Genomic DNA, 16,109 nt, shown 5'->3' with positions numbered 1-16,109 from the left:
GCGGGTGTCGCTCTTGTTGTACTCGTTGGCACAAGTTAACCCTATGCAAGATAAACAACTCTCTACCGAGGAACTGATCGCCCAGGACGTGGGCGCTCGTCTGCCGTTCGGCCTCATGGGCGGGCTCATCACCACACTGGCGCTGGCCTGGTCCCTGTTCCAGCTCTGGATCGCCTCGCCGCTGCCCTTCATGCTGGGCTTTGGCGTGCTCAATGACACCGAGACCCGTGCCATTCACCTCACCTTCGCCCTGCTGCTGGCCTATCTGGTGTTTCCGGCGTTTCGTTCATCGCCACGGGATCGGGTGCCGCTCGGCGACATCGCCTTGGGGCTCATCGCCGCCGGTGCCGCCAGCTACCTGTTCGTGATGTACCAGGCGCTGGCCCTGCGGCCGGGCAGCCTGACTACGGAGGATCTGATCACCGCCTGCATCGGCATCCCGCTGCTGCTGGAAGCGGCGCGCCGCGCCCTGGGGCCGGCGCTGGCGGTCATCGCCCTGCTGTTTCTCGCCTATAGCCTGGCGGGGCCCTGGATGCCGGGCCTGCTGGCCCACCGCGGGGTGAGCTTCACCGCGCTGGCCAACCACCAGTGGATCACCACGGAAGGGGTGTTCGGCATTGCCCTCGGCGTCTCCACCAGCTTCGTGTTCCTGTTCGTGCTGTTCGGTGCCCTGCTGGAGCGGGCCGGTGCCGGCCACTACTTCATCCAGCTCGCCTTCAGCCTGCTTGGTCACCTGCGCGGCGGCCCGGCCAAGGCGGCTGTGGTGGCCTCCGGCCTGACCGGCCTCATCTCCGGCTCCTCCATCGCCAACGTGGTCACCACCGGCACTTTCACCATTCCCATGATGAAGAAGGTGGGCTTCAGCTCGGAGAAGGCGGGGGCGGTGGAAGTGGCCTCCTCGGTCAACGGCCAGATCATGCCGCCTGTGATGGGGGCAGCGGCCTTTTTGATGGTGGAGTACGTGGGCATTCCCTACGTCGAGATCATCAAGCACGCCTTCCTGCCGGCGACCATCTCCTACATAGCGCTGCTCTACATAGTGCATCTGGAGGCGCTCAAGCTCGGCATGCAGCCCATAGGTGGTCATCAGCCCAAGCCCTGGCTGCGCCGGTTGACCGGCTTCGCCTTCGGCGCTGCCCTCATCAGCGGGCTGTCGATGGCGGTCTACTATGGCCTGGGCTGGCTCAAGCCGGCGCTGGGTGAGTACGCCCTGCCAGGCATTGCCCTGCTGCTGGCCATCACCTATCTGGGTTTGCTGAAAATAGCGGCCAGCCATGAGCCGCTGGCGGCGGAGGATCCGGACAAGCCGCTGCTTGAGCTGCCCAACACCCGCGCCGTGCTGCTCTCCGGCCTGCACTTCCTGCTGCCGGTGGTGGTGCTGGTGTGGTGCCTGATGGTGGAGCGGCTCTCGCCCGGGCTGTCGGCCTTCTGGGGGACCGTCATGCTGGTGATCATACTGCTGACCCAGCGGCCGCTGCTCAACTGGCTGCGCAGCGATGGCAAGCACGACTACGGCACCTTCAACGATGGCATGGTCGATCTGCGCGAGGGGCTGGTGGCCGGTGCCCGCAACATGATCGGCATCGGCATTGCGACCGCCACGGCGGGGATCATAGTGGGTGCCGTCTCCCAGACCGGGGTCGGTCTGGTGCTGGCGGATCTGGTGGAGATGCTCTCCATGGGCAACCTGCTGCTGATGCTGTTGCTTACCGCCCTGCTCAGCCTGATCCTCGGCATGGGGCTGCCGACCACAGCCAACTACATAGTGGTCTCCAGCCTGCTGGCGCCCGTTGTGGTGACGCTCGGGCAGCAGAACGGCCTGATAGTGCCGCTCATCGCTGTGCACCTGTTCGTCTTCTATTTCGGCATCATGGCGGACGTGACGCCGCCGGTGGGGCTGGCTTCGTTTGCGGCGGCGGCTGTCTCCAAGGGCGATCCCATCAAGACCGGTATCACAGCCTTCTACTACAGCCTGCGCACCGCGGCGTTGCCCTTCCTGTTCATCTTCAACACGGATCTGCTGCTGATCGACGTGGACTTCGCCCACGGGGTGCTGATCTTCATGGTGGCCACCGTTGCCATGCTGATCTTCGCCGCCGCGACCCAGGGCCATTTCCTGGTGAAGAGTCGCTGGTACGAGAGCGTGCTGCTGCTGCTGGTGGCCTTCACCCTGTTCCGCCCCGGTTTCTGGATGGACATGGTGCACGATCCCTATCGTGACACTGCGCCGGCCCAGCTGGCCCGGACCCTGGGCGAGGTGGAGGCGGAGAGCACACTGCGGCTGCGCGTCCAGGGTGAAGATGCGGTGGGCAAGTTGCGTCAGTCGACCGTGCTGCTGGCGGTGCCGGCAGGAGAGGATGGGGAGGCCCGCCTCGCCAGCCTGGGGCTGGCCCTGTATGAACAGGATGGCAAGACCCTGATCGACAGCGTCACCTTCGGCAGCCCGGCCGCCGCGGCCGGCATGGAGTTCGATCAGGAGATCCTGGTGGTCAAGGCGCCCACCGAGCGCTGGCACAAGGAGTTGATGTGGCTGCCGGGCTTCCTGCTGTTTGCGCTGATCGTCGGGCTGCAACGGCGACGGGCGGTGCGAGCCTGACAAGGGTCAATAAAAACGGCGCCATCGAGGCGCCGTTTTCATCTCCCCGGTCGGGGCTTATTCTTGCGGATCCTGTTCCTGCAGCAGGCCCAGGGTCTGTTGTTCCACCGGGCTCAGGCCCAGCTGTTCGCAGGCTTGCTCGAAGCTGATGCCAAGGTGGCACATCATGATATCCATAACCGGGAGGGCTTATTCTTGCGGATCCTGCTCCTGCAGCAGGCTCAGGGTCTGTTGTTCCACCGGGCTCAGGCCCAGCTGTTCGCAGGCTTGCTCGAAGCTGATGCCAAGGTGGCACATCATGATATCGATGGCGGGCAGATAGTTTTTCATTGCTTCTTCCATGGTGATCCTCCAGACCCGTTCCTTATGCCCGAGCCTCGAAGGCGGGGCAATTAGACTTTAGGCGTAGGCTGCTCATTTGCTGAGCGCCCCTGCCACTGGGCGGGGGAATTTGTTACTCTGCTTGTCAGCAAGAAGATGTTGCCGTATGACTGCGAGCAACACGTGAGGAGCAGGGCATGTTATTGAGTTTCTTGATCATCGCATCGGGCTGGTGGCACATTCGTGCGGCCTATGGCTCAGACTCCCGTCAGTTCTACATCAGCAAGCCGCTGACCATGCTGCTCATCATAGCGCTGGCTTTCAGCTATCAGAGCTATGACCACGACGGCTCCCACGCCTGGATCCTGCTCGGCCTCTGCCTGTCGCTGGCCGGTGACGTGCTGCTGATGTTGCCAAGCGATCGTTTCATTCAGGGGCTGGCGGCATTTTTTGTCGCGCACCTCTGCTACATAGTCGGTTTCGCCCAGGGGCCGCTGGTGCTGAACCTGGTGGATGGCCTGCTGTTGCTGCTGGTGGCTGGCATGGTATTCGGCTTGTTGTGGGGCAAGCTCGGGGAGATGAAGATCCCCGTGCTCTGCTACATGCTGGTGATCATCGGCATGGCCTGGGTGGCCGCCGGCGCCTGGCACGCCTCCTTGACCGCAGGCAGTGCCGCCGCCCTGGTGGGGGCGCTGATGTTCCTCTTCTCCGACAGCATGCTGGCGCTGGACCGCTTTCGTCGCCCCTTCCCCCATGCCACGGCCTGGGTGATGAGCAGCTACTTTGCCGCCCAGTTCCTGATCGCCGCCTCGCTGGCGGGGTGAAGAGGCGCCGCTCTCTTTCATCGCGCGGACCTGGATCCTGAACTGCGCCGGAGGGTGAAGGTCCGCGACAATAAAAAATGGGCCTGTTGGCCCATTTTTATGTCTGCTTTCAGCGCCTTGCTATGCCTCGAGCGGCTCGGCATCGGCAGCCCTGGAAGCCGGCTGCTTGAGCAGCAGCATCAGGGCGCTGGCGATCAGCAGGAAGATGCCCATCACGTAGAACACCTGGTTGTAGGCCATGATGGCCGCCTCGCGGCTGATGGTGTTCGACAGCATGGCCTGGGCCTGCTGCTGGGCCAGCTCGGGACCCGAGCCTTGCGCCATCATGGTCTGGGCCAGCTGCAGCAGGTAGCTTTGCCCCTCTATGCTGCTGGCGGCCAGGGTGCTGCTGATCTGGCTGACATGGACGCGGGTGTCGTTGTCGATCAGGGTCGCTATGATGGCGATGCCGAAGGCCCCCCCCAGATTGCGCAGCACGTTGAGCAGGGTCGAGGAGGAGGGGATCTCGTCATGGGTCAGGCTGGCGGTCGCCACCAGGGAGAGCGGCACCATGATGAAGGGCTGGCCCAGCGCCCGCACTATCAGCGACTGGATCAACTGGGGGCCGGCGTAGTCGGCACTCATGTTCATGTTCATGAAACAGCTGATGGCAAACACCAGGAAGCCGAAACTCACCAGATAGCGCGGATCTATCTTGTGGGTCAGTTTGGGCACCAGCGGCAACACCAGCAGCTGTGGCAGCCCCATCCACATCAGCACTTCACCGATCTCCAGCGCGTTGTAGTTGTGGATCTGCGCCATGTAGAGCGGCAGCACATAGATGGAGCCCATCAGCGCCATGCCGAGCACCAGATAGGCGAAGCAGGCCAGCGCGAAGCGCGGGTTGTGCAGCAGCCGCAGGTTGACCAGCGGGTGGCGTCTGAGCAGCTGGCTGATGACGAAGAACACCAGGGCCACCACAGAGATGACGGTGAGCCGCACTATGAAGCTGGAACCGAACCAGTCCTCCCGGTTGCCCTCTTCCAGCACTACCTCCAGCAGGCCCAGCCCCATCGCCATGGTGACTATGCCGATGAGATCCACCCGCTTGATCACCTCCCAGTCCACCGGCTTCTTGTCCAGCCCGTGGGCCAGCATGGCCATCACCAGCAGTCCCGGTGGCACGTTCAGATAGAAGATGTAGTGCCAGGAGAGCTGCTCCGTCAGCCAGCCGCCCAGGGTCGGGCCTATGGCGGGGGCGAAGGTGGCGCACAGGCCGAACAGCGCCATGCCGGTGGCCCGCTTGTGCAGCGGCAGCAGGCTGACGATGAGGGAGAAGGCCATGGGAATGAGCGCGCCGCCGGTGAAGCCCTGCAACGCCCGGAAGACGATCATGCTGGTGAGGTTCCAGCTGAACGAGCAGAGCACGGAGGCGATGATGAAGGCCCCCGTGGTCCACAGCAGGTAACGGCGCACGCTCAGGCCCCGGCTGAGCCAGCCGCTCAGCGGGATGGCGATCATCTCCGCCACCAGATAGGAGGTGGAGATCCAGGAGCTCTCGCTCAGGGTAGCCGACAGGGCCCCCTGAATGTCCTTCAGGGAGGCGTTGGTGATCTGGATGTCGAGGATGGCCATGAAGGCGCCGATGAGGCCCCCCATGACCGCGATCCAGTTGCGGCGTGGAATGGGTTCCATCAGTGGGCGGCGACCAGAGGTTCAGGATCCCGGGTATCCACTATCACTTCGGTGGAGAGGCCAGGCAGTAGCTTGCCGGCCAGGGTGCCCGGCTCGGGGATGCGGATCTTGACCGGTACCCGCTGCACTATCTTGGTGAAGTTGCCGGTGGCGTTCTCCGGTGGCAGCAGGGCGAATCTGGCGCCGGTGGCGGGGGCCAGGCTGTCGATGATCCCCTCGACCGGTTGATCCGGATAGGCATCCAGGATCACCTTCACCTTCTGGCCAGGCTGCATGTGCAGCAGCTGGGTTTCCTTGAAGTTGGCCTCGACCCACACCTGTTGCAGCGGCACCAGGCTGGCGACCTGCATGCCGGACTGGACGTAGAGCCCGGCCCGCAGGCTGCGCTTGCCGATGATGCCGTCGGCCGGTGCCCGCAACTCGGTATAGGTCAGCTCAAGTTTGGCCTGCTCCAGCTGGGCGGCGCTCAATGCCAGCCTGGCCTGGTTCTGCTTGGCTTCGGCGTCCAGCACCAGCAGCCGTTCACGGGCGGCTTGCAGGGCGGCTTTGGTCTCCTGCTCCTGTGCCAGATTGACCTGCAGTCCGGCCCGCACCTCGTCCAGACTGTCCTGCGAGCTGTAGTGGCGCTGGTTGAGCTGGCTGACGCGCTGCACCTGTTGCCGGGCGCGTACCTGCTCGGCGTTGGCAGAGCTGACCTTGGCCTCGGCCTGACGGATCAGGCTCAACTGCTGGGTGCGGGTCGCGGCCAGATTCTCCGCCGTCGCCTGATTGAGGCGCAGGTCGGCTTCGGCCTCGGCCACCTTGGTCTTGTACTCCCGATCGTCCAGCCGGGCGATCAGCTGGCCGGCCTTCACCGCCTGGTTGTCGGTGACCAGCACCTCGCTGATGTAGCCCGGCAGCTTGGAGCCGATCCCGGTCACCTCGCTCTGCAGGTAGGCGTTGTCGGTACTCTCGAAATAGCGGCCATGCAGATACCAGTAACCGGCGAACAGCAGACCGAGCAGGGCCAGCACCATGGCGGCCAGCAGGGGGATCTTCTTGTGTTGACTCATTTTTGGGGGATTCCTGAACTTAAGAGACGCAGGCTAACACCGGCCAACTGTTTCGATTAGTATCCATTTATGAGATATACAGTTTCACTGGTGCAACAATGGATCTGAACGCTGCATTGATTTTAGTGCGGATCGTCGACAAGGGCTCCTTCACCGCGGCCGCCCAGGAGCTGGGCATGACCAAGGCGACCGTGAGTCGCCGCATTGCCGAGCTGGAGCAGCGTCTCGGCGTGCGGCTGCTCTACCGCTCCACCCGGCAGCTCACCCTGACCGAGGCCGGCGAGCAATATTATCTGCGCTGCAGCAAGGCGGTGGACGAGCTGGCTCAGGCCGAGCTGATGGTGAGTGCCAGCCAGCAGGAGGTGACAGGTACCCTCAAGCTGGCGGTGCCTATCGAGACGGGGCAACTGGTGGTCGGCCGGCTGGTGGCCAAATTCTTGCAGGTCTATCCGGGCCTGCAGGTGGAGCTGGAGCTGACCAATCGCATCGTGGATCCCATCAACGAGGGACTGGATGCGATCGTGCGCATCGGCGACATGAGCGACTCCAACCTGGCGGCGCGGCGGCTGTGGAGCACGGAGCGGCTGCTGTGTGCCAGCCCGGATTACTTGGCGCGCAGCCCGGCCATTACGCGGCCGGAAGATCTGCTTTTACACGAGCGGGTGGCGGTGAGCAGCGGTTTTCTGGCCTCTCACTGGTGTTTCGAGCGCGAGGGCAGAGAGGTGCTGGTTGACCCTCCCTCCCGCTTTCGGGTTAATAATATAACCTGCGCCAGGGAGGCGGCGAAGGCGGGGCTGGGGCTGGCCTCTCTGCCAGCCATGCTCTGCCATGAGGAGCTGGCTAGCGGGGCGCTGGTGACCCTGCTGCCCGAGTGGCAGCAGCCCAAGGTACCGATTTATCTGCTTTTTCCGGAGCGGCGACTGATGCCGCGCAAGTTGCGGACCTTTATCGATTTCATGGTGGCGCAGGGGGCCGATTACGGCATCGACAATCTGTTGTGATAGATGGATAGGAAAAGGGGGAGGTCTGGATCACGGGATCCAGGTTTGATCCATAGGATGGAAGAGGGGCATGGTGCCGGTTACAGGTGGCATCGACAACCGGTTGCAGGGGGAAGGCATGGATCAATGGATCAATCTTTATCGGGCTTCCCATTCGCTGGAGGCCCATGCCCTGAAGGGGGCACTGGAAGTGGAAGGGGTACTGGTACGGCTCAACGGGGAGGCGCTGTCCGGCGCCCTGGGTGAGCTGCCGGTGGATCTGTTGCAGGTGACCCTGATGGTGCGCGAGCAGGATCGCAGCAAGGCGGGGCGCGTCATAGAGCGTTATCAGCAGCGCCAAGGCAATGGCTGGCTGTGCGGTCAATGCGGGGAGGAGAACGGCGCCAACTTCGAGGTCTGCTGGCGCTGTCATCACGATCCCCACGATAATTAATCGCTCGCCCTGCCTCAGCGCAGGGTGAAGTCGATATCCTCCCCCGCGCTGGCGTCGTGATAGGTCGCCAGATCCAGCTCTTTCTCGCTGCGGGCAATCAGCACGGACACCAGAATATCGCCGGAGACGTTGACCGTGGTGCGCGCCATGTCGAGGATCCGGTCGATCCCGGCGATGAGCGCCACCCCTTCCAGCGGCAATCCCACCGCGGTCAGCGTCAGCGTCAGCAGCATCAATCCGGTGCCCGGTGTGCCCGCCGTGCCGATACTGGCCAGGGTGGCGATGCTGATGATGGTCAGGTAATCCACCATGTGCAGATCCACCCCGAAGGCCTGCGCCACGAACAGGGCCGTCACCCCCTGATAGAGGGCGGTGCCGTCCATGTTGATGGTGGCGCCTATGGGTAGCACCTTGGCGGTGATGGCGGGGGAGACCCCGAGCCGGCGCTCGGCGCAGGCCAGGCTGATGGGCAGTGTGCTGCTGCTGGAGCTGCTGGTGAAGGCCACGGCCTGGGCATCGACGATGCTCTTGAAGTAGTGCAGCGGGTTGAGCCGGGCCAGCAGGATCAGCAGACTGCTGTAAACGCCGAGCACGTGCAGCAGGCAGCCGAGATAGACGGCGCCGATCACCTTGAGCAGCGGCAGCAGCAGGCTCACCCCGTATTTGCCCGTCATCCAGGCCATCAGGGCACAGACGCCGTAGGGGGCCAGCGCCATCACCATCTGGGTCAGCTTGAACATCCCTTCCGCCAGCGAGGTGAAGAAGAGGATGGCGGGGCGGCCGCGCCGGCCGGTGGCGTTGAGGGCGAGGGCGAGGGCGACCGCGAACACGATCACCTGCAGTATCTTGCCATCCACCATGGCCTGCACCGGGTTGCGCGGTACCAGATGGCTCAGCACGCTGGCCAGGGTAGGCTGTTCCAGCATGCCGACGCGCTCATAGGGCCCCATGTTGGCGCCCATGCCGGGTTCCAGCAGCCAGCCCATCATCAGGCCGATGCAGATGGCGATGGCGGTGGAAAAGAGATAGAGGCCTATGGCCTTGCTGCCGATCCGATCCAGGCTCTTGCCCTTGAGCAATGAGGTGAGGCCGGCGATGACCGAGCAGAAGATGAGGGGCACCATCAGCATCTGTATGGTGTTGACGAACAGGACGCCAATGGGTTTGAGCTGCAACGCCTGGTCACTGAAACCGAGTCCCAGTCCGATCCCGGTCAGCATGCCGATCAGGGTCTTCAACCAGAGGGGACGGCGGGTCCAGATCCGCCAGGGCTTGAAAGCCAATCCATGGAACAGCATGACGCCAATGTCCTTATATTCGGTCTGCGATGGCAAAAAGGGGCGTTAGTGTAGCCATCCCCTTGTCAGGTTGCCACATTATCGGCAAAGCACGCCTCACAACCAGCAGGTCCTGCAGGAAATCGGCAATTTATTGGCCTATATCAAGGTCGTCAGCGGCGGTGCGGGATTTAATGGACATCAAATATGTCTATTCAAGAGGTTTGCAATGACTCAATCGGTACACGGTCACGAGGTGATGGAGATGATGCTGGCACAGGGTGGCCAATTTACCCGGGCCAGCCTCAAGCAGGCGATCGATGCGCGCTTCGGTGCCGACGCCCGTTTCCATACCTGCAGCGCCAGCGAGATGGATGCAGATGCGCTGATCGCCTTCCTGGCCCAGCGCGGCAAATTCATCGAGTCGGAGCAGGGTTTCCAGACCCACGCCGACAAGATCTGCAACCACGGGTGATCCCCTGCGGCGAGCGGCCTGTGACGCTCGCCGAATCCCGTCGCCTTTGTTATATTTCGCCCTCTTTCCCCTCCTTGTTGAAGGCTTAGCCTGGGCGTTGTATGGACACTTTCTCCGCTGCCGTCATGTTGTTTCTGATCATGGATCCGCTGGGCAACCTGCCGGTCTTCCTGTCGATCCTGCGTCATATCGATCCCAAGCGGCGGCGCAAGGTGATGATGCGGGAGCTGTTGTTCTCCCTGGCCATCATGATGGCCTTCCTGTTCGCCGGTCAGCAGATCCTCAATTTCCTCAATCTGCGCCAGGAGGCGGTCAGCATAGCGGGCGGCATCATATTGTTCCTCATCGCCATCAAGATGATCTTCCCGAGTGAAGGCGGGGTGACCGGGCTGGCGGCGGGCGAGGAGCCCTTCCTGGTGCCCATGGCCATCCCCATGATCGCCGGCCCTTCCATTCTCGCCTCCCTCTTGCTGCTGGCCAACCAGGAGCCGACCCGGATGGCGGACTGGTCGCTGGCCCTGCTGATGGCCTGGGGCGCCAGCGCCGTGATCCTGATGTTCTACGAGGTATTCAACAAGCTGCTGGGTGAGCGAGGACTCACGGCGGTAGAGCGGCTGATGGGCATGCTGCTGGTGATGATCTCGGTACAGATGCTGCTGGACGGGGTGCACCACTATCTGGCGGTGACCGGCCAGGGCTAGCTGTCAGGGCAGTCTGCCAGCTCCGGCTTCCAGCTCGCTGATGCCGAGGATGGAGCGTGTCTCCGCAGCCAGCCGCATGATCAGGCTTGTTCTGCGGTGGAAGACACCGGCTTGCTGATGCCGAAGATGAAGATCGTCTCCCGCAGCCAGCCGCATGATCAGGCTTGTTCTGCAGTGGGAGACTCCGGCTTGCGGATGCCGAAGATGAAGCGCGTCTCCCGCAGCCAGCCGCATGATCAGGCTTGTTCTGCGGTGGAAGACTCCGGCTTGCTGATGCCGAAGATGAAGATCGTCTCCCGCCGCCAGCCGCATGATCAGGCTTGTTCTGCGGTGGAAGACACCGGCTTGCTGATGCCGAAGATGAAGCGCGTCTCCCGCAGCCAGCCGCATGATCAGGCTTGTTCTGCGGTGGAAGACTCCGGCTTGCTGATGCCGAAGATGAAGCGTGTCTCCCGCAGCCAGCAGCATGATCAGGCTTGTTCTGCGGTGGAAGACTCCGGCTTGCTGATGCCGAAGATGAAGCGCGTCTCCCGCAGCCAGCCGCATGATCAGGCTTGTTCTGCGGTGGAAGACACCGGCTTGCTGATGCCGAAGATGAAGATCGTCTCCCGCAGCCAGCCGCATGATCAGGCTTGTTCTGCGGTGGAAGACACCGGCTTGCTGATGCCGAAGATGAAGCGCGTCTCCCGCAGCCAGCCGCATGATCAGGCTTGTTCTGCGGTGGAAGACACCGGCTTGCTGATGCCGAAGATGAAGCGCGTCTCCCGCAGCCAGCCGCATGATCAGGCTTGTTCTATGGTGGAGGGTTCCAGCTTGCTCATGATGAGGGCGAGCAGAGTTTCCCGCAGCCAGCGGTGGCCCGGATCCTCTTCGTGGCGCTGATGCCAGATCAGCAGGTGGGAGATGCTGTCGAGCGCTATGGGCAGCGGCAGCGGCACCAGCGGATAGACCTGGGTGGCGTGACGGGCGTAGAGCCTGGACAGGGTCACTATCATGTCCGAGTGCATGCCCATTCGCAGCGCCGCCTCGAACGAGGGCACGGTCGCCTCGATCCGGCGGTATAGATCCATCCCCGCCAGCTTGTGATCCAGCATCCAGCGGTCCCGCCCCTCGCAGTAGGTCTGCACATGGGGATAGGCCAGGTAACGGGCGAGATCCCACTCGGGCTCGTGCAGGGCCGGGTGATCGTGCTGCACCAGACAGGTGAGGTCATCAATGGCGAGTAGTCTCTGGCAGATGGCGTTGGGCAGGGTGTCGAGCCGAAAATCCGAGCTGATGCAGTTCTCCCGCACAGTGAAGGCGATGTCCACCTGGCCCTGGCTCATCTCGGTCAGGCTGTTCTCGGTCCACTCCTCGTAGCGCAGCCGTATGCCAGGCGCCTGCCGTTTCAGTTCGCTCAGGTAGAGCGGGGCGAACAGGGTGAAGGCGCTGTCCATGCTGGCGATGACGAACTCCCGCTCGGTATTGGCCGGATCGAAATCCGGCGGCTGGATCAGGTTGTCCAGCGACAGCAGTATGGGCTGCAACTGCTGCTGCAGCGTCAGGGCGCGGGCGGTGGGCTCCAGCCCGTAGGCGGAGCGCACGAACAGGGGGTCATCGAAGGTTTCCCGCAGGCGGCCAAGGGCCTTGCTGACGGCAGACTGGCTCAGGTGCAGGCGGCGGGCCGCCCGGCTGCCGTTCCGCTCTTCCAGCAAAACTTGCAGGATAATCAATAAATTGAGGTCGATACGCCCCAGCTGTTCCAGCAACATGATATGAATCTCCTTCAATTCTTAGATGAATTTATACCATTTGTTTTCATATCTTGGCGAACCTATGCTCGAACTGTCTCTCGCCTTCGATGGCGGCTGGTACAGGATGTAGTGGTTGAGGGGACAAGTAGCATCAAGTGATACGGCGACCCTGGGTCGCCGTATTTTTTGCGTGATTTATTTGCAAACTTGCACCTGCCTTGATTTTGCCCAACAATCTTTGCGCCTTCTTTTGATACAAACAATCGGTATCTATCAGTCAGGAGCATCCCTATGGGACTCGGTGGAATTCATATCTGGCATTTGTTGATCCTGCTCGTGGTCGTGGTCGTGGTGTTTGGCAGCAAACGCCTGGCCGGCGCCGGTGAGGATCTGGGCACCGCCATCAAGGATTTTCGTAAAGCCTTGCGTGACGATGAAGTACAGCCGAAATAAGTGGGAGTTGAGTGATGTCTGAAGACGAGAAAGTCGAATTGAATGAAACCTGTGACAGCTGCGGCTGTTTCGCCGAGATCGGCACCATCATAGGTGAAGGTGACGATGTAATGGATCTGGTGATCGAAGCAGCGGCAGAAGCCGATGCCCGTACCAAGCTGGCCGCTTATGAGGCGCTGGCCAAACAGGTGACCGCCGAAGCCAGCATCAGCAGCGAGCTGAGCCAGGGCGCCAACGGCGTGATCCTGAAAGCCCGCCTGCAATTCACCTGCACCGCCGAAAAATTGATTTTCGAGATGCGTGCCCGCTCTATCTGAGCCCAGTGATGACACGGCGGGTTCGCCTGCCGTGTTGACCCTTCTGCTGTGGGTCTGCGTTCTATAGTTAGTTATCCCACAGACGGCTTTGCCCGACGCGAGTCGGCCAACAGAAGGCGACCACATAATGAGGCTGCGATGGATCTGGGGCCTGCTGGCCCTCTGGTGTCTTCCTCTGCTGGCGGCGGATCTCAAGCCACAGCGCCTGCCCCAACCCGGGGACCTCGAACATATACTGCAAAAGAAAGAACTCAGGGCCCTGGTGGTCTATGAGCGGGGCTTCTTTTTCCTCGACAAGGGAACCCAGCACGGCATCCTGGTCAATCAGCTGCAGGGGTTCGAGCGCTGGCTGAACCAGACCTATCTCGCCAAGGAGAAGATCAAGCTCAAGATCATCTACATACCGGTGCGTCAGGACAAGCTGCTGGACTACCTCAGCGAGGGGCGCGGCGATCTGGTGGCGGCCAACATGACGGTGACGCCGACCCGGCGCGAGCAGGTGACCTTCTCGGATCCGGTGATCGCCCCCATCGAAGAGTGGCTGGTGAGCCAGCATTCCCTGCCGACCTTCAACCGCATCACCCAGCTCTCCGGTCGGCGGGTCTGGGTGCGGGCCAGCTCCAGCTATTACGAGAGCCTGCGCCAGCTCAACTGGCTGTTTCGCGAGCTGGGGTTGCCGCCCATCTACATAGAGACGGTCCCCGAATACCTGCAGGACGGGGATCTGCTGGAGATGGTGGCGGCCGGCATCATACCGCTCACGGTAACCGACAGCTTCAAGGGGCGCATCTGGCTCGGCATGATCAGCGGCCTGAGAGCCCACAAGCTGATCCCGCTGCGGGACAAGGGCCGCAGTGCCTGGGCCCTACGTAACAACAGTCCCGAGCTGCTCAAGGCGGTCAACGCTTATCTGGCCGATGCGGGCAAGCGCACCCTCTACAGCGACATGACCCTGCGCCGTCTGCTGGCCCGCAGCGATCAGATGAGCAATATTCTGGCGCCGGATCCTCTGGGGCGGCTGTCGACCATACGCCAGGTGCTGGAGCAGCAGGCCGACAAGTACCGGCTGGACTGGCTGATGCTGGCGGCGCTGGCCTACAAGGAGTCGGGCCTCAATGCCGGCGTGCGCTCAGAGCGGGGGGCTGTGGGGATCATGCAGCTGTTGCCGAGCACCGGGGGTGAGGTGGGCATTCGCGGTGCCAGGCTCGCCAGCCTGGAGGGCAATGTGGAGGCGGCCTGCCGCTACATGCGGCTGATCCTGGATACCTACTTCAACGATCCCGGGCTGGATGTGCTCAATCGCCACCTGTTTGCGCTGGCGGCCTACAATGCAGGCCCGAATCGGGTGCAGGCGATCAGGGCCAAGGCGGAGGCCGCCGGGCTGGATCCGAACGTCTGGTTTGGCAACGTGGAGCAGCTGGTGGCCAACGAGGTCGGCCAGGGGCCCATCAACTACGTCAGCACCATCTACAAGTACTACGTGGCCTATCGCTTCAGCCTGCCGCAGCTGGAGGGCAAGGCGGCCGCCATCGAGGCGGTGGCCCAGCCCTGATATTTCCTGGCCCGTCTAGACAGGCTGGGCGGGTGGCGCAAAGGGTTCCCAACCCTGATCCCTGTGCTGCAGATACCAGGGGGCCAGCTGGCCGGTCGGCGAGGGATCCGGCTGACTGGCTTGCGGTCGATGGCTGATGGCGGGGCGATCCGTGAGTTCCATGGTAAATTCCTTCATCCACATTCCAACGAGGCCTGTAGCCAGCGTTATGCCATTTCCCCATGACAGGCAGATGACGCCATGATTCCCGGCGAATTTGCACTGATTGATCAACCCGAGCTGGCGCTCAAGGTGCGCTGCCAGCTGATCCGCAGCGCCCGCTGCCGGATCCAGGCCCAATACTACAGCTGGGAAGAGGACAGCAGCGGCAAGCTGCTGTTGTCCGAGTTGCTGCATGCGGCCCGGCGCGGAGTACGGGTACAACTGCTCATCGACGACCTCTATGCCGGCGACAACCGCTTCCTGGAGATGGTGGCCCATCAGCCCGGCATAGAGGTGAGACTGTTCAACCCCTTCTGGCTGCGGGGTTGGCGTCCGCTGACGCTGCTGCTGGAGGGGATGTTCAGCTTTCGCCGGATCAATCACCGCATGCACAACAAGCTGCTGCTGGTGGATGGCAGCCAGGCGGTGATCGGCGGCCGCAACATAGGTGACCGCTACTTCGGGCTGGGCGGTACGCCCCGATTCGTCGATCTGGATCTCGCCTGCCGTGGCCCGCTCTGCCAGCAGGCTGAGCAGGGCTTCGATCAATTCTGGCGCAGCCGCTGGAGTCACCCGATCCGCCGTCTGCTGCGTCGCCCCTTGCTGCGGGCCGAGGTGACGGCGGTGAACGACTTTCTGCTCACCCTGACCGAGCCGCAGGTGGCGGCCGTCTATGATCTGCCCGCCAGCCTGTTTGACGCCGAGCCTGTTGCCCTGAACTGGCATCCGGGAGAGGCCGAGGTGTGGTTCGACCGGCCCGGCAAGGGGCTGGTGTCGAGGCCGACCACGGCGCCCCTGCTCTGGCGCAAGCTGGCCGACAACCTGGGGAGCCTGAAGTTGGTGAGCCCTTACCTGATCCTGACCCGGGGGCTGCGCCGTCGACTGAGGCAACAGCGCCAGGCGGGGGTGAACATAGAGATTCTTACCAACTCCCTGGCCAGCACGGATGTGCCCCTGGTGTATGGCGCCTACCGGCGTCATCGCCCCTGGCTGATACGGCAGGGCATCGCCCTGTCGGAGCTGGAGGGGGAGGCGCTCAGCCTGCACGCCAAGCTGATCCTGATCGGGGAAGAAGAGGCGCTGCTCGGCAGCTTCAATCTGGATCCCCGCTCCCTGATGCTCAACACCGAGCTGATGCTGCACCTGGCGTGCCCCGCGCTCTGCGCCGAGTTGCAGCTGTGGCTGGCGGGATGGCAGCAGCGGTCGTCCCATTCCGTTGCCGCGCCACAGTCGACCCTGCGTCGACTGCTGGCCAGGGTGAGCGACTGGCTGCCGCTGCAGCGCTGGTTGTGAGCGGGTCATTTCTTGTGCGAGATCTCGCAAAGCCTTGTGCGCCTTCGAGGATAACGTTTGCCATCCAAAGGCGATGAATTTCTTTATCGTATTGTTTTTAATCAGTTTGTTCAGATGCAGGAATCCTGGGATCGCCCAGCCACTTGCATACTCCACTGAATAAAACGGTTTTTTATTTTATTTAACTGCGTAATATTTCAGTTGCA

17 protein-coding genes are annotated in these 16,109 nt (G+C 62.4%); 11 read left to right on the top strand and 6 right to left on the bottom strand.

Annotation, left to right across the window (positions count from 1 at the left end; genetic code table 11):
- The first annotated feature begins 43 nt into the window (after nucleotides 1–43).
- Nucleotides 44–2,596, top strand: coding sequence for a TRAP transporter permease (locus tag CK910_RS03300; protein ID WP_098981005.1), 2,553 nt, complete (start codon nucleotides 44–46; stop codon nucleotides 2,594–2,596).
- Nucleotides 2,597–2,785: 189 nt separating this feature from the next.
- Here CK910_RS03300 and CK910_RS03290 read toward each other — a convergent pair whose 3' ends face one another.
- On the bottom strand, nucleotides 2,786–2,938 hold the full coding sequence (locus tag CK910_RS03290) for a hypothetical protein (RefSeq protein ID WP_098981004.1): 153 nt from the start codon (nucleotides 2,936–2,938) through the stop codon (nucleotides 2,786–2,788).
- Nucleotides 2,939–3,114: 176 nt separating this feature from the next.
- Here CK910_RS03290 and CK910_RS03285 point away from each other — a divergent pair, with 176 nt between their 5' ends.
- Nucleotides 3,115–3,741: a lysoplasmalogenase gene (locus CK910_RS03285; RefSeq protein ID WP_098981003.1), complete on the top strand. Its 627-nt coding sequence runs from the start codon at nucleotides 3,115–3,117 to the stop codon at nucleotides 3,739–3,741.
- Nucleotides 3,742–3,861: 120 nt separating this feature from the next.
- On the opposite strand, the gene CK910_RS03280 is transcribed toward CK910_RS03285, so the two are convergent.
- Nucleotides 3,862–5,415, bottom strand: a complete 1,554-nt coding sequence (locus CK910_RS03280) for a DHA2 family efflux MFS transporter permease subunit (protein ID WP_098981002.1) — start codon at nucleotides 5,413–5,415, stop codon at nucleotides 3,862–3,864.
- Nucleotides 5,415–6,467 carry an HlyD family secretion protein gene (locus CK910_RS03275; protein WP_043141368.1) on the bottom strand — a complete coding sequence of 351 codons (1,053 nt, stop codon included), beginning with the start codon at nucleotides 6,465–6,467 and terminating at the stop codon, nucleotides 5,415–5,417. Before CK910_RS03275 ends, CK910_RS03280 begins: the two co-directional genes overlap by 1 nt.
- Nucleotides 6,468–6,565: 98 nt before the next feature.
- Here CK910_RS03275 and CK910_RS03270 point away from each other — a divergent pair, with 98 nt between their 5' ends.
- Nucleotides 6,566–7,468: a LysR family transcriptional regulator gene (locus tag CK910_RS03270; protein WP_043557051.1), complete on the top strand. Its 903-nt coding sequence runs from the start codon at nucleotides 6,566–6,568 to the stop codon at nucleotides 7,466–7,468.
- 118 nt (nucleotides 7,469–7,586) lie between these two features.
- Entirely contained in the window at nucleotides 7,587–7,901 is a 315-nt protein-coding gene (locus CK910_RS03265; RefSeq protein WP_043557072.1) for a putative signal transducing protein, read from the top strand.
- A gap of 14 nt (nucleotides 7,902–7,915) precedes the next feature.
- Here the strand turns inward: CK910_RS03265 and CK910_RS03260 are convergent, their stop codons facing one another.
- The gene (locus tag CK910_RS03260; protein ID WP_172955226.1) at nucleotides 7,916–9,199 is read right to left on the bottom strand and encodes a dicarboxylate/amino acid:cation symporter; all 1,284 of its coding nucleotides are present in this window, start codon (nucleotides 9,197–9,199) and stop codon (nucleotides 7,916–7,918) included.
- 208 nt (nucleotides 9,200–9,407) lie between these two features.
- On the opposite strand from CK910_RS03260, the gene CK910_RS23605 reads away from it, so the two are divergent.
- The 3 genes from CK910_RS23605 to CK910_RS23600 all read left to right on the top strand — a co-directional run bounded on the left by CK910_RS23605 (nucleotide 9,408) and on the right by CK910_RS23600 (nucleotide 11,236).
- On the top strand, nucleotides 9,408–9,653 hold the full coding sequence (locus CK910_RS23605) for a YecH family metal-binding protein (protein ID WP_043141360.1): 246 nt from the start codon (nucleotides 9,408–9,410) through the stop codon (nucleotides 9,651–9,653).
- 101 nt (nucleotides 9,654–9,754) lie between these two features.
- Nucleotides 9,755–10,354: a YhgN family NAAT transporter gene (locus CK910_RS03250; protein ID WP_042868544.1), complete on the top strand. Its 600-nt coding sequence runs from the start codon at nucleotides 9,755–9,757 to the stop codon at nucleotides 10,352–10,354.
- Between the two features lie 117 nt (nucleotides 10,355–10,471).
- Nucleotides 10,472–11,236, top strand: coding sequence for a hypothetical protein (locus CK910_RS23600; protein WP_157774590.1), 765 nt, complete (start codon nucleotides 10,472–10,474; stop codon nucleotides 11,234–11,236).
- Here the strand turns inward: CK910_RS23600 and CK910_RS03240 are convergent.
- Nucleotides 11,137–12,105 carry a LysR substrate-binding domain-containing protein gene (locus CK910_RS03240; protein ID WP_098980998.1) on the bottom strand — a complete coding sequence of 323 codons (969 nt, stop codon included), beginning with the start codon at nucleotides 12,103–12,105 and terminating at the stop codon, nucleotides 11,137–11,139. The genes CK910_RS23600 and CK910_RS03240 overlap by 100 nt on opposite strands.
- A gap of 273 nt (nucleotides 12,106–12,378) precedes the next feature.
- Between CK910_RS03240 and tatA the strand changes: the two genes are divergently transcribed.
- From tatA to CK910_RS03225, 3 genes are all read left to right on the top strand, one after another.
- Complete coding sequence (gene tatA / locus CK910_RS03235) at nucleotides 12,379–12,540, top strand: twin-arginine translocase TatA/TatE family subunit (protein ID WP_043141356.1); 162 nt, start codon at nucleotides 12,379–12,381, stop codon at nucleotides 12,538–12,540.
- A 14-nt stretch (nucleotides 12,541–12,554) separates the two neighbouring features.
- The gene (locus tag CK910_RS03230; RefSeq protein ID WP_098980997.1) at nucleotides 12,555–12,857 is read left to right on the top strand and encodes a YfcZ/YiiS family protein; all 303 of its coding nucleotides are present in this window, start codon (nucleotides 12,555–12,557) and stop codon (nucleotides 12,855–12,857) included.
- 127 nt (nucleotides 12,858–12,984) lie between these two features.
- On the top strand, nucleotides 12,985–14,409 hold the full coding sequence (locus tag CK910_RS03225) for a lytic transglycosylase F (RefSeq protein ID WP_098980996.1): 1,425 nt from the start codon (nucleotides 12,985–12,987) through the stop codon (nucleotides 14,407–14,409).
- Nucleotides 14,410–14,424: 15 nt separating this feature from the next.
- On the opposite strand, the gene CK910_RS24020 is transcribed toward CK910_RS03225, so the two are convergent.
- Nucleotides 14,425–14,571, bottom strand: coding sequence for a hypothetical protein (locus CK910_RS24020; protein WP_167336115.1), 147 nt, complete (start codon nucleotides 14,569–14,571; stop codon nucleotides 14,425–14,427).
- Nucleotides 14,572–14,649: 78 nt separating this feature from the next.
- On the opposite strand from CK910_RS24020, the gene CK910_RS03220 reads away from it, so the two are divergent.
- Nucleotides 14,650–15,903 (top strand): phospholipase D family protein, encoded by a 1,254-nt coding sequence (locus tag CK910_RS03220; protein ID WP_043557048.1) that lies wholly within the window; start codon nucleotides 14,650–14,652, stop codon nucleotides 15,901–15,903.
- The last annotated feature ends 206 nt before the right edge of the window (nucleotides 15,904–16,109 follow it).

The organism is Aeromonas sp. CA23 (genome assembly GCF_002587065.1).
GTDB classification, from domain to species: Bacteria; Pseudomonadota; Gammaproteobacteria; order Enterobacterales; family Aeromonadaceae; genus Aeromonas; species Aeromonas bestiarum.
Note: the sequence above shows the minus strand (reverse complement) of the source record. Positions and strands in the feature narration are given on the sequence as shown.

Excerpts from the sequence above, each read along its gene's own strand:
- CK910_RS03270 (WP_043557051.1), top strand. The coding sequence starts at position 6,566 with ATGGATCTGAACGCTGCATTGATTTTAGTGCGGATCGTCGACAAGGGC.
- CK910_RS03265 (WP_043557072.1), top strand. The coding sequence starts at position 7,587 with ATGGATCAATGGATCAATCTTTATCGGGCTTCCCATTCGCTGGAGGCC.
- CK910_RS03220 (WP_043557048.1), top strand. The coding sequence starts at position 14,650 with ATGATTCCCGGCGAATTTGCACTGATTGATCAACCCGAGCTGGCGCTC.
- tatA (WP_043141356.1), top strand. The coding sequence starts at position 12,379 with ATGGGACTCGGTGGAATTCATATCTGGCATTTGTTGATCCTGCTCGTG.
- CK910_RS03290 (WP_098981004.1), bottom strand. The coding sequence starts at position 2,938 with ATGGAAGAAGCAATGAAAAACTATCTGCCCGCCATCGATATCATGATG.
- CK910_RS03275 (WP_043141368.1), bottom strand. The coding sequence starts at position 6,467 with ATGAGTCAACACAAGAAGATCCCCCTGCTGGCCGCCATGGTGCTGGCC.
- CK910_RS03285 (WP_098981003.1), top strand. The coding sequence starts at position 3,115 with ATGTTATTGAGTTTCTTGATCATCGCATCGGGCTGGTGGCACATTCGT.
- CK910_RS03250 (WP_042868544.1), top strand. The coding sequence starts at position 9,755 with ATGGACACTTTCTCCGCTGCCGTCATGTTGTTTCTGATCATGGATCCG.
- CK910_RS24020 (WP_167336115.1), bottom strand. The coding sequence starts at position 14,571 with ATGGAACTCACGGATCGCCCCGCCATCAGCCATCGACCGCAAGCCAGT.
- CK910_RS03225 (WP_098980996.1), top strand. The coding sequence starts at position 12,985 with ATGAGGCTGCGATGGATCTGGGGCCTGCTGGCCCTCTGGTGTCTTCCT.
- CK910_RS23605 (WP_043141360.1), top strand. The coding sequence starts at position 9,408 with ATGACTCAATCGGTACACGGTCACGAGGTGATGGAGATGATGCTGGCA.
- CK910_RS03240 (WP_098980998.1), bottom strand. The coding sequence starts at position 12,105 with ATGTTGCTGGAACAGCTGGGGCGTATCGACCTCAATTTATTGATTATC.
- CK910_RS03280 (WP_098981002.1), bottom strand. The coding sequence starts at position 5,415 with ATGGAACCCATTCCACGCCGCAACTGGATCGCGGTCATGGGGGGCCTC.
- CK910_RS03260 (WP_172955226.1), bottom strand. The coding sequence starts at position 9,199 with ATGCTGTTCCATGGATTGGCTTTCAAGCCCTGGCGGATCTGGACCCGC.
- CK910_RS03300 (WP_098981005.1), top strand. The coding sequence starts at position 44 with ATGCAAGATAAACAACTCTCTACCGAGGAACTGATCGCCCAGGACGTG.
- CK910_RS23600 (WP_157774590.1), top strand. The coding sequence starts at position 10,472 with ATGCCGAAGATGAAGATCGTCTCCCGCAGCCAGCCGCATGATCAGGCT.
- CK910_RS03230 (WP_098980997.1), top strand. The coding sequence starts at position 12,555 with ATGTCTGAAGACGAGAAAGTCGAATTGAATGAAACCTGTGACAGCTGC.